This is a genomic window from Frankia sp. CcCS3 (genome assembly GCF_977927575.1).
In genome coordinates this window covers 1-10,451 of record NZ_CDWRCL010000037.1, presented here as the reverse complement: position 1 = coordinate 10,451, position 10,451 = coordinate 1, and the positions used below count along the sequence as shown (strand labels likewise).

The following is a 10,451-nucleotide window of genomic DNA, read 5'->3' as shown; positions in this document are numbered from 1 at the left end:
CACAACTTCCCCGAGCGGTATCTGCTCAACCGGCTGTGCCTGGCGACGCAGGTCCCCCTGGTCGTCGCCGCGATGAACGCCACCGAGGCGTATCTGCTGGTGGTCCGGCCGGGTTCGCCCTGCCTGCGGTGTGTGTTCCCGGAGGGGGACCCGTCCTGGGAGCCCCTCGGTTTCCCGGTGCTCGGCGCGGTCGCCGGAACGGTGGGCTGCCTGGCGGCGACCGAGGCGTTGAAGATCGCCGGTGGATTCGCCGAGCCGGCGGTCGGCCGGCTGATCCACCTCGATCTGTGGGACACGGACCTGCGGACGCCGCGGACGCGGCGCGATCCAGCCTGCGTGGACTGCGGCTCTGGAGGCGCATCGTGATCTATCTTGACTACAACGCGACGACCCCGGTCGACCCGGAGGTCGTCCGGGCGATGCTGCCGTTGCTGCGGGACCACTTCGCGAATCCGGCCAGCTCGCACCCGGCCGGGCAGGCCGTCGCCCGGCTCGTCGAAGGAGCCCGGCGGGACGTGGCGAACCTCGCCGGCGCCCAGCCGCGTGACGTCATCTTCACCAGCGGGGCGACCGAGGCGGCCAACCTGGCGATCGCCGGGGTCCTGGCCACCGCCCCGCCGTCCTGCCGCCGCGTGCTCGTCGGAGCGACCGAGCATCGGGCGGTCCTCGCCGCGGCGGAGGCCGCGGCGCGGGTGCACGGGGCGATCGTGCAGACCATCCGGGTTCATCCCGACGGCACGATCGACCTCAACCACCTGCGCGCGCTGCTGCAACCGGTATGGGACGGTTCCGCCGTCGCGGGGGGCTCCGCGACGGCGGGGAACGGGGGGGTCCTCGTGGCCTCCGTCTCGAAGGTCGCCCTGGTGGCGGCGATGACGGCGAACAACGAGACCGGGACGCTGAACGACCCGTGGCCCATCGCCGAGCTCGCCCACGGGGCGGGGGCGTTCTACCTCGCCGACATCACCCAGACGCTGGGCCGGATGCCGGTTTCGGTCGCGGACGCCGGCATCGACCTCGCCGTCGCGTCCGCGCACAAGCTCTACGGGCCCAAGGGCACCGGCGCGCTGATCGCCGGCCGGCACGCCCGGTCGCAGCTGGCACCGCTGATCCACGGCGGCGGGCAGGAACGGGGCCTGCGCGCCGGCACGGTCAACACCGCCGGGGTGGTCGGCTTCGGCGCCGCGGCGCGGATTGCCGCCGCGGTGATGGAGGACGAGGCCCCGCGGCAGCGGGCCCAGACCGAGCTGCTGCACGATCTGCTCGTCGAGTGGCTCGGCGTCGATGCCGTCGAGCTCAACGGGCCGAGTGAGCGCGGCGGGGGCCGCGAATGCCGGCTGCCGAACACCATCAACCTGCGGTTTGTCGGTGCCGACGCCGACGCCGTCCAGGCCTGTCTGCCGGACGTGGCGGTGTCCGCGGGCTCCGCCTGTCACGGTGGCGGCGCCGAGCCGTCCCATGTGCTCACCGCGATAGGCCGGTCGACCACGGCGGCCATGGAGAGCCTGCGGTTCAGCGTGGGCCGGTTCACCACCGTCGACCAGATCCACGCCGCCGCCGCCGCGGTGGCTCGCGCGGTGCTGCGCGTGCGTGCCCTGGAGCAGAACCGATCGAACGATCTCTTCGACGGCCCCACCACCGAGTTCCGGGTGCAGGAGATCCTCACCGACCGGGTGTTCTCGCGGGCCCTGCGCATGCCCGAGGTGCCCGCCCCCCGATCCGCCTATCCCTGACCCGTTCCCCGCGCTTCCCTGACCCCGCTTCCGCGCTGTCAGCGTTGCCACGCGCGGTCCCGCTCGCCCGGCGCGGGCGTGCGTAGCCGAGAAGTTGAGATGAGGTTTCGCCATGCCAACCGAACAGTTGTCCGAACGACCCGACCCGGGGGTCACGCAACTGGAACACGTGGTGATCCGTTTTGCCGGTGACTCCGGCGACGGGATGCAGCTCACCGGTGACCGGTTCGGCGCCCAGGCCGCCGCGGGCGGCAACGACGTGGCGACGCTGCCGAACTACCCGGCGGAGATCCGGGCGCCAGCCGGAACCGTGGCCGGGGTGTCGAGCTACCAGCTCCACATCGCCGACCACGACATCAGGACCCCGGGCGACCGGCCCGACGTTCTGGTCGCCATGAACCCCGCGGCGCTCAAGGCGAACATCGCCGAGCTGCGTCCCGGCGGGGTCCTGATCGTGGACACCGACGCGTTCACGGTGATGGGCCTGGAAAAGGCCGGTTACGAGGCCGATCCCCTGACCAACGGGTCGCTGGACGCCTACCACGTGCACGCGATCAACCTCACCGGTCTCGCCGCCACGGCCGTCGCTGAGTTCAACCTGAAGCGCAAGGACGCTGCCCGGACGAAGAACATGTTCGCGCTCGGCCTGGTGTCCTGGATGTTCAGCCAGCCCATCGAGGACACGATCGCCTACCTGCAGAAGCGGTTCGCCGCGAAGCCGGACGTGCAGGCCGCGAACATCGCCGCGCTGCGGGCCGGGTGGATCTACGGCGACACCACCGAGGCCTTCGCGCTCGCCTACGAGGTGAAGCCGGCCAAGCTGCCCGCCGGCACCTACCGGCACATGAAGGGCAACAAGGCGATCGCCTACGGCCTGGTCGCCGCCGCGCAGCAGGCCGGGATGCCGCTGTTCCTCGGCGCCTACCCGATCACTCCCGCCTCCGACATCCTGCACGAACTGAGCGCGCTCGCATCCTTCGACGTGCGCTCCTTCCAGGCCGAGGACGAGATCGCCGCCATCGGCTCCGCGATCGGCGCGGCCTTCGCCGGGATGCTCGGCGTGACCGTGACCTCCGGTCCCGGGATGGCCCTGAAGACCGAGGCTCTCGGTCTTGCGGTGATCATGGAGTTGCCGCTCGTCGTCGTCAACGTGCAGCGCGGCGGGCCGTCGACCGGTCTGCCGACCAAGACCGAGCAGTCCGACCTGCTCCAGGCCCTGTACGGCAGGCACGGCGAGGCGCCGCTGCCGGTGATCGCGGCGCGTTCGCCCGCGGACGGCTTCGACGCCGCGCTGGAGGCGGCCCGGATCGCGCTGGCCTACCGCACCCCGGTCATCCTGCTGGCCGACGCCTACGTCGCCAACGGCAGCGAGCCGTGGCGGGTGCCCGAGACGGCGGAGCTGCCCAGCATCGGGATCGATCTCGCCACCGGCCCGAACGGGGTGGACGAGGCCGGTAACCCGATCTTCCTGCCGTACGCGCGGGACCCGATCACGCTGGCCCGCCCGCTGGCGATCCCGGGTACCCCGGGGCTCACACACCGCATCGGTGGTCTGGAGAAGGCCGAGCTGACCGGCGCGGTCTCCTACGACCCCGACAACCACGACCTGCTGGTCCGCACCCGACAGTCCAAGATCGATAACATCGACGTGCCGCTCCTGGAAGTCGATGATCCCAGTGGGTCGCCCGGATCCGGCGCCGATGTGCTGGTGATCGGATGGGGCTCGACGTGGGGGCCGATCGGTGAAGCCTGCCGCCAGGTGCGGCGCGACGGTATGAAGGTCGCCCAGGCGCACCTGCGCCATCTCGCCCCGCTGCCGGCAAACCTGGCCTCGGTGCTGTCGGAGTACCACACCGTGCTCGTCCCCGAGATGAACCTCGGGCAGCTCGCCGGACTCCTGCGCCGAGAATGCCTGATCGATACCGTCGGCTACAACAAGACCCGCGGCATGCCGTTCCGGGTGGCCGAGCTCACCTCCGTCATCAGCCGGATCATCCAGGGCATCGACGAGGAGCCGTCGGCGGAGGCGGCCTCGAAGCCGGTCGGGGACGTGAGCGCCCGGTTGAACGCACACCTTGGTTCGAAGCTCGGCACGGCCGGGGAGGCAGGACGATGATCTCGCTGAATGATGGATCCGGAGAACCGTCGGGTGACTCGGCGGGACGGCCGGCGCTGACCGTGCAGGACTACATGACCGGCAACGAGGTCCGCTGGTGCCCCGGCTGCGGGGACCACGCCATCCTCTCGACGATGCGGGGTCTGCTGCCGACCCTCGGCGTCCCGCCCGAGAACATCGTGATCGTGTCCGGCATCGGGTGCTCCTCGCGGTTCCCCTACTACCTCGACACCTACGGCATCCACTCGATCCACGGCCGGGCGCCGTCCTTTGCGACCGGAGTCTCGATCAACCGGCCGGACCTGGCGGTGTGGGTCGTAACCGGTGATGGCGACGCGCTGTCGATCGGCGGTAACCACCTTATCCACGCGCTGCGTCGCAACGTGAACCTCAAGATCATGTTGTTCAACAACCAGATCTACGGTTTGACGAAAGGTCAGCACTCGCCGACCTCCAGGATCGGCACGATCAGCCCGTCGAGCCCCCACGGGTCGCTCGACAACCCGTTCGACCCGGTTGCGCTCGCGCTCGGCGCCGGCGCGACGTTCGTCGCCCGCACGATCGACTCGGACCGTCGCCACCTCACCGCCACCCTCACCGCCGCCGCGGCGCACCAGGGAGCGGCGCTGGTGGAGATCCGGCAAGGCTGCCCCACGTTCAACGCGATTCCCCGTCAGCCGAAGCGGTCCGATGCCGATGCCGGCGCCGCCGGGGTCGCCGGGGCGAAGGGCGAGCAGGGGCCGATCCGGCTCTCGCCCGGTATGCCGGTGGTCTTCGGCGTGGACGAGCAGTACGCCGTGATCCGCGACCCGGCCACCGGGGAGCTGGCCGTCGGGCACAGCGGTGACTCCCGCGTCGTGGTGCACGATCCGACGGTGGAGAACTCGACCTACGCCTACGCCCTAGCCCAGCTGGCGCGGGCGGAGTTTCCGGAGCCGCCGATCGGCGTCTACCGGTCGGTCTCGCATCCCGTGTTCGACCAGCTGTTCCAGGAGAGGCTGGCGACCGCCCGGCCCGGCGGCCTAGGCGACCTGCGGACGTTGCTCCAAGGTGCCGACTCCTGGACGGTGGCCGGGTAGGTCGCCGCCGGGTGACCTACGGCTGGGATGAGACCTACGGCTGAGGCGAACCGGACCGATGGGCGGTCGCCGGGTGGACGCTCGGGGGCGAGGGGATCAGGCCTGTCAGGGCTGGCCTGATCCCCTCAGGGGATTCCGCGTTACTGTGCCCGGCTCGGCCTCGGCCCGGAGTGATCCCGGTTCCGGGCCCATGTGGTTTCCGTCATGGTCTCCGGCCGCCTGGTGATGACGGCCTCCTGGTGATGACGCCTGCACGCCGTTTTCCGGGATTTTTGTCACGCCGCTTTCTCGTCAATCGGCATCACCCGTCGGGAAACCCGCCGGGAAACCCGTCGAGACACATCGAGACACGTCGATTCAGGCGCGGTACGGGGAACGCCGGGAACGTCTCCAGCCGACTCCGGCCCCGAACTCTGCTTCGACCCCGGCCCCTGCTTCGGCCCCGAAATGTAGAGGGCCGGTGCCCGGACGGGATGGGTCCTGGGCACCGGCCGTAGGCCGGCGGTCTCGCTGACGCCGTGGCCGCGTCAGCCTTCGCCGGCGGCTTGTCTCGTCAGCGTCTGTAGGACGCGACGAAAGCGGTGTCCGCCCTGATCGGGCCGATCTTGCCGGCGCCGCCCGGATTACCGATCGGAGCATCCCGACCAGACAGGATGGCGGTGAAGAACCGGGCTTCGGGGACGTAATGAAGTAACAAATACGTGATCGAGAGCATCATCGCAGGTCACAGGCCTGTGGAGGGTTCGAAACGCGCAAGTTATTTCATTTCGACTCCTTCGTCCGCAATGAACTCGGCCTCGCTCGCCGGCACGATCCGGGTACTCTTGATCGCGTCGACCGGGCAGGCCGACTCGCAGGCTCCGCAGTCGATGCACTCATCCGGGTTGATGTACAGCTTGCGGCCGCCCTCGTAGATGCAGTCGACCGGGCACTCCTCCACGCAGGCGGTGTCCTTGACATCAATGCAGGGTGACAGGACGACAAACGTCATCGGATCCTTCTTCCCCGTTCGTCTTCAGTCACGGGGAAATCGTAACAGGATGTCGCCGGCCGAGGTGGGTGGAACTGTAAAGGATAGGTAAACAACTCGTCCGTGGAGCAACGAATTTCGATGGCCCGAAACGGGGGCGAAGAAATCTCCAGGGATATTTTTAACCATGAGATTTTCTTTGTCTGTATCTGGGCCGTCCGGGGCGCCCGCCGGATGGCGGCGGCACCCGCGCCGACGTGTCCTCAGCCGGTCATGAAGACGGTCTGCGCCGACCACCGTCCGCCAGGTGGTCGGCGCGGCGGGTCCTCTGCCGCCGGTTCAGACGTCGGTGTTGTCGGGGGGCTGAACCTGGCCGGTTGATGGAGCGTGTCCCGGCGAGGCCGGGGTTACGTGGCCGAGCGGCGCCGTACCGTCCCCCGCCTCGTGCCGCTCGGCGCGGAAACGCCTGAAGGCGGCGAACGCGCGCGGGCCGTAGACCGACGCCGGCCCGCCGTTCATCAGCAGTGCCACCCCGATGGCCTCGGCTGCTTCCTGGCAGGTCGCACCCTGCCGGACGGCGCCGTGGGCGTGTGTCTCGATGCAACCGTCGCACTGGGTGCTCACGGCGAGCGCCAGTGCGATCAGCTCCTTCGTGCAGCTGTCCAGGGCACCGTCACGGAGAGCAGCGTCGCCCAGGGCGCCGAGTCCCCGGTATACGTCCGGGATCAGCCGACGCAGTTCGCGGGCATGCGGGCGGATCTCGTCCTGGACCGGGCTGCCGGAGCTCATGGCCCTTGCCTTCCCGCCGGAGGCGACCGGGAACCGCCACGCCGGGAACGGCGGCCGAAGTCCGGCCTCGTGCCCGGGCGGTCGTGGGTGCCCGGGCGGTCGCGGCGAGGCCGAAAACGGTGAGCCTCGGCTTGTCCTTGGACTTGTCCCTGTTAGGGGGGCGACAGACCACTTCCGTTGGCGTACCGTCAGACATCGCCAAAGTCCGTGCATCGATTCCGGGATGTCCGGTTACCGTTCCGGGCCGGACGGGCTCCGCCCGCGCCTGCTCGCGACCCCGCTCACGCTCTCGAGGAGCGGCCGTCCCCCGCGGTGGGCGCTGATCGTCCGGTCCGCCCTGTCCCCGCTTCTCGTCCCTACCCCCGCTTCTCGTCCGGCTGCCATGCGATGGCGGCCTCTACTTCGAGGTATCCAGATGACGGCGAGTGTCCGTACGGACCCGTTCGACGTACTGCTGGTTGAGGACGACCCGGGGGATGTCCTCATGACCCGCGAAGCGTTCGCGGATGATCGGATCAACGGCAGGCTGCATGTCGTGAACGACGGTATCCAGGCCATGGCGTTCCTCCGCCGGGAGGAGCCCTTCACACAGGCCCCTACGGCCGACCTGATCCTGCTGGACCTCAACCTGCCGCGCCGCAACGGCATCGAGGTCCTGGCCGAGGTCAAGGCCGACGCCGACCTGCGACGTATCCCCGTCGTGGTGCTCTCCACCTCGGACGCTGCCGAGGACATCCTGCGCAGCTACAACCTGCACGCCAACGCCTACGTGACGAAGGCGGTCGACTTCGACCGGTTCGTAGACGACGTCCGGTTCATCGACGACTTCTTCATCACCGTGGTTCAGTTGCCCGGGCGCTGATCTGGTCGCTCATCAGGTGTACATGAGCCATGATCGCGCGGTGCCCGCCGACGGCGTCGGTCAACTACGGCGGTGAGACTACCGGCCTGCCAACACAACATCGACCAACACAACATCGGCGCGCGGCTCCCGCGGGAGCCGCGCGCCGACGCGTAAGGCTGAGGGGTGGTACGGCCTCAGACGGGCTGGACGTTGTCCGCCTGCGGTCCCTTCTGACCCTGCACGATCTCGAACTGGACGCTCTGGCCCTCATCCAGGGACTTGTAGCCGTCCGCCACGATCGAGGAGTAGTGGACGAACACGTCCGGGCCGCCACCGTCGACGGAGATGAATCCGAAGCCCTTCTCCGCGTTGAACCACTTGACGGTACCCTGCGCCACGATTATTTCTCCTTGCCGCGCTCCCGGTAAGCGTCCTTCGCGTACCGGCCTCGCCCCAGACCCCGGCCGGTGCCGTGGTCCAGCCGTGCCGTTCTCTGCGTAGGTCACGCACGGAAGAACAAGCAACACCTGCAGCCTACCCCTCCACCGACGTGGTGTGCCCGCTTGGCTCTTGTCCCGTCCGACTCGATGCGAAGCAGCCGACGAAACGTCGGTTATCGGGGTACCCGGCGGGTGTAGTGGTCCGGGGGCCCGGCGCTCGCGTAGCCGCTGCATCTCGGCGTCATCGGCGATGATGACCCAGGACCTGCCATCCGGGTGGCGCTGCGCGGTGATCCACCCCCGGTAGATCCAGGTGTAGAGGGTAGCGGTCGGCCTGCTGGAGGGCTACGGCGAGTTCGGTCACCGAGTACCGGTGTGGTCCCAGGCCGGTTAGCGCGGTGCGGGTGCCGCGAGGGTGGCGGACCCCGATGCCCAGCCGGCGGGTCAGGGTGAGGACCTGGCCGAGGCCGAAGCGGTCGGTGCGCTTGGGTGGGCGCAGCCCTCGGCATTGAGCGCCTCGGCGATCTGCCGGCTGGACAGGTACAGCTCACCTTCGTCCGCCAGGTCCTCCACAACCAGCCACAACCAGCGGCGACGATCCCGAAAGGTCTGATCGCGGGTGAGGTCACCCGATGTATACTCGGGAGGATATCTTGGAGGCAGCGCCTGCGGTCACCTGGTGCGGGATATGGAGGTCGGGATGCAGGTCGACGAGACGGCGATGGCGGATGTGATTCGGCGCCTGCGGCGCGCCGAGGGTCAGCTCCGCGGCGTAATCGGCATGATCGAGGATGGTCGCGACTGCGCTGACGTCGTCACCCAGCTTGCCGCGGTCTCCCGAGCTCTGGACCGGGCCGGATTTAAGATCATAGTGTCCGGGATGCAACAGTGCCTGGCCGCGCGTGAGAGCGGCGAGGCGGCACCGATGACCGAGACGGAACTGGAAAAGCTGTTCCTGTCCCTCGCGTGGCCCTCGGCAGATGTCGTGCCTAGGCCGGCGGCGGGTAGCCGGCCCAGGGACGCGATCGCTTCGGTCAGTGGGCGTTCGGTCAGTGGGCGAAGGTGACAGTGGGTAGGACGCGGCGCAGCCACATCGGGCTGTACCAGGCGGCCCGTCCGATGATCCGGAGCAGGACGGGTAGCAGGTGAGGCGGACGAGGGCCGCGTCCAGCAGCACGGCGATGCCGAGGATGACGCCCATCTCCTTTGGCGGCAGCGGTCCGGACAGTGCGAAGGTGAAGAACACCGCAACCATCACCGCGGCCGCCGCGAAGATGACCCGACCGGAGTGAGCGAGCCCGCCGACTATCGCCTCCCGCGGATCGGCGGAGCGTTCCCAGTGCTCCTTGGCCGAGGCGAGCAGGAACACCGTGTAGTCCATAGAGATCGCAAAGATCATTGCCAAGAAGAAGATCGGCCCCCAGGCGTCGAGGAACCCCTGGGAGGTGAAACCCAGCAGGCCCGCGCCGTGCCCGTCGGCGAAAACCAGCTTCGCGACGCCGAACGTGGCACCGGTCGCGAGCAGGTTCGTGACCACCCCGAGGGCGGCTGCCAGCGGCGCGGCGAGCACCACGAGCAGCAGCAGGAAACCCATCCCCAGCACCACCCCGAGCACCAGCGGGGTGCGGTCCGACAGCAGGGTGTGCAGGTCGATGTTCTCTGCGGCCGCGCCGCCGAGCAGGACGGCGGTATGCCCGTCGGGCGCGATCTGGGCCGGCCGCCCACCGGGCTCTCGACGTCGACCGGCAGATCGGCCTGCTGCTGCCCTGCAACGTCGTCGTCCGCGCCGCCGACGGTGGCACCGTGGTCGAGGTCCTCGACCCGCGGATCATGGTCACCGTCACCGGCCGCGACGAACTGGAACCGGTGGCGAAGGAGGCCGGCGCCCGCCTCGACGCCGCCCTCGCCGCACCGATCGGCACCGTAGGGTGAGAGCCATCCCACGGCGGCTCAGGGGACTCGGGCGTGGTGACGGCGACACGACCGCGAACGCCGGCCAGGACTCGACCGGGGCCGAGGCCGGCCAACCGGCCTTTCCCGGCATCCAGGGAACGTCGCCTCGAACGTTGCGATCGCCTCTCACCCGAGGTCCCCTGCCAGGCGACCCTCGGTCCCGTGTCAGATAAACAGCAGTTGGGCGCCGTCGGTCTTCTCAATAAAGTCCGCGGCGCTGATGATCCCTTCGACGTCCTCATACAAATCGGATTCGTCGAGGTGCATCATGTCGGCGGACATGCGGCAGGCTCACAGATGGCCGCCGGAGGCGACGATCTGCTCGAGGAACTCCGGCACCTCTGGCACGCCGACGTCGGCGATCTGTTTCTTCATCACGTGCGTCGTCATCGCTGTCATGCCGGGCAGGCCGCCCAGCCCCTGCGGCATGTGCGAGGCGGTATTGCCGAGCAGGGTGAACTGGCTCTTCGAAGTTAAGCGGGTTTGAGGCATCTGCGGGCTCGGCGGGTGGTTGCGCAGCGTGTTCG

General features: G+C 69.1%; 13 protein-coding genes and 2 pseudogenes. 7 read left to right on the top strand and 8 right to left on the bottom strand.

All coding sequences use genetic code 11. The features are described from left to right. The 4 genes from AC08OQ_RS05740 to AC08OQ_RS05725 form a co-directional block, all read left to right on the top strand. A partial coding sequence (locus tag AC08OQ_RS05740) for a HesA/MoeB/ThiF family protein (protein ID WP_476600317.1) occupies positions 1 to 366 on the top strand: 366 nt, incomplete at its 5' end. Next, complete coding sequence (locus AC08OQ_RS05735) at positions 363 to 1,733, top strand: cysteine desulfurase family protein (RefSeq protein ID WP_476611930.1); 1,371 nt, start codon at positions 363 to 365, stop codon at positions 1,731 to 1,733. The genes AC08OQ_RS05740 and AC08OQ_RS05735, both read left to right, overlap by 4 nt. Positions 1,734 to 1,845: 112 nt before the next feature. Next, a complete protein-coding gene (locus AC08OQ_RS05730; protein WP_476604663.1) occupies positions 1,846 to 3,849 on the top strand; it encodes a 2-oxoacid:acceptor oxidoreductase subunit alpha in 2,004 nt (667 codons plus the stop codon). Beyond that, positions 3,846 to 4,928, top strand: coding sequence for a 2-oxoacid:ferredoxin oxidoreductase subunit beta (locus tag AC08OQ_RS05725; protein WP_476604664.1), 1,083 nt, complete (start codon positions 3,846 to 3,848; stop codon positions 4,926 to 4,928). The genes AC08OQ_RS05730 and AC08OQ_RS05725 overlap by 4 nt, the downstream gene beginning before the upstream one ends. 553 nt (positions 4,929 to 5,481) lie before the next feature. Here AC08OQ_RS05725 and AC08OQ_RS05720 read toward each other — a convergent pair. The 3 genes and pseudogenes from AC08OQ_RS05720 to AC08OQ_RS05710 all read right to left on the bottom strand — a co-directional run bounded on the left by AC08OQ_RS05720 (position 5,482) and on the right by AC08OQ_RS05710 (position 6,687). Continuing rightward, entirely contained in the window at positions 5,482 to 5,646 is a 165-nt protein-coding gene (locus tag AC08OQ_RS05720) for a hypothetical protein (protein ID WP_462186730.1), read from the bottom strand. 87 nt (positions 5,647 to 5,733) lie between these two features. Then, positions 5,734 to 5,919, bottom strand: a pseudogene (locus tag AC08OQ_RS05715) (indolepyruvate ferredoxin oxidoreductase subunit alpha); the annotation flags it as partial. A 318-nt stretch (positions 5,920 to 6,237) separates the two neighbouring features. Further along, complete coding sequence (locus AC08OQ_RS05710) at positions 6,238 to 6,687, bottom strand: carboxymuconolactone decarboxylase family protein (protein WP_462186729.1); 450 nt, start codon at positions 6,685 to 6,687, stop codon at positions 6,238 to 6,240. Between the two features lie 415 nt (positions 6,688 to 7,102). Here AC08OQ_RS05710 and AC08OQ_RS05705 point away from each other — a divergent pair, with 415 nt between their 5' ends. Next, a complete protein-coding gene (locus AC08OQ_RS05705; RefSeq protein ID WP_462186728.1) occupies positions 7,103 to 7,549 on the top strand; it encodes a response regulator in 447 nt (148 codons plus the stop codon). A 176-nt stretch (positions 7,550 to 7,725) separates the two neighbouring features. On the opposite strand, the gene AC08OQ_RS05700 is transcribed toward AC08OQ_RS05705, so the two are convergent. Both AC08OQ_RS05700 and AC08OQ_RS05695 read right to left on the bottom strand, forming a co-directional pair. Beyond that, a complete protein-coding gene (locus tag AC08OQ_RS05700; RefSeq protein WP_011438823.1) occupies positions 7,726 to 7,929 on the bottom strand; it encodes a cold-shock protein in 204 nt (67 codons plus the stop codon). Positions 7,930 to 8,415: 486 nt separating this feature from the next. Beyond that, positions 8,416 to 8,556 (bottom strand): hypothetical protein, encoded by a 141-nt coding sequence (locus tag AC08OQ_RS05695; RefSeq protein WP_476601965.1) that lies wholly within the window; start codon positions 8,554 to 8,556, stop codon positions 8,416 to 8,418. 103 nt (positions 8,557 to 8,659) lie between these two features. On the opposite strand from AC08OQ_RS05695, the gene AC08OQ_RS05690 reads away from it, so the two are divergent. Continuing rightward, the gene (locus tag AC08OQ_RS05690; protein ID WP_476601967.1) at positions 8,660 to 9,037 is read left to right on the top strand and encodes a metal-sensitive transcriptional regulator; all 378 of its coding nucleotides are present in this window, start codon (positions 8,660 to 8,662) and stop codon (positions 9,035 to 9,037) included. A gap of 129 nt (positions 9,038 to 9,166) precedes the next feature. On the opposite strand, the pseudogene AC08OQ_RS05685 reads toward AC08OQ_RS05690, so the two are convergent. Next, positions 9,167 to 9,625: pseudogene (locus AC08OQ_RS05685) on the bottom strand (MMPL family transporter); the annotation flags it as partial. Here AC08OQ_RS05685 and AC08OQ_RS05680 point away from each other — a divergent pair. After that, positions 9,520 to 9,903, top strand: a complete 384-nt coding sequence (locus AC08OQ_RS05680; RefSeq protein ID WP_476601966.1) for a DUF302 domain-containing protein — start codon at positions 9,520 to 9,522, stop codon at positions 9,901 to 9,903. The pseudogene AC08OQ_RS05685 and the gene AC08OQ_RS05680 sit on opposite strands and share 106 nt — an antisense overlap. 186 nt (positions 9,904 to 10,089) lie before the next feature. On the opposite strand, the gene AC08OQ_RS05675 is transcribed toward AC08OQ_RS05680, so the two are convergent. Then, positions 10,090 to 10,206: a hypothetical protein gene (locus AC08OQ_RS05675; protein WP_476601964.1), complete on the bottom strand. Its 117-nt coding sequence runs from the start codon at positions 10,204 to 10,206 to the stop codon at positions 10,090 to 10,092. Between the two features lie 9 nt (positions 10,207 to 10,215). After that, positions 10,216 to 10,451, bottom strand: a 236-nt coding sequence (locus AC08OQ_RS05670; RefSeq protein ID WP_476611929.1) for a hypothetical protein, incomplete at its 5' end; no start/stop codon positions are given.

Bases quoted from the DNA above. Each gene is read 5' to 3' on its own strand.
- AC08OQ_RS05730 (WP_476604663.1), top strand. From the start codon at position 1,846: ATGCCAACCGAACAGTTGTCCGAACGACCCGACCCGGGGGTCACGCAA.
- AC08OQ_RS05725 (WP_476604664.1), top strand. From the start codon at position 3,846: ATGATCTCGCTGAATGATGGATCCGGAGAACCGTCGGGTGACTCGGCG.
- AC08OQ_RS05720 (WP_462186730.1), bottom strand. From the start codon at position 5,646: ATGATGCTCTCGATCACGTATTTGTTACTTCATTACGTCCCCGAAGCC.
- AC08OQ_RS05710 (WP_462186729.1), bottom strand. From the start codon at position 6,687: ATGAGCTCCGGCAGCCCGGTCCAGGACGAGATCCGCCCGCATGCCCGC.
- AC08OQ_RS05705 (WP_462186728.1), top strand. From the start codon at position 7,103: ATGACGGCGAGTGTCCGTACGGACCCGTTCGACGTACTGCTGGTTGAG.
- AC08OQ_RS05690 (WP_476601967.1), top strand. From the start codon at position 8,660: ATGGAGGTCGGGATGCAGGTCGACGAGACGGCGATGGCGGATGTGATT.
- AC08OQ_RS05675 (WP_476601964.1), bottom strand. From the start codon at position 10,206: ATGTCCGCCGACATGATGCACCTCGACGAATCCGATTTGTATGAGGAC.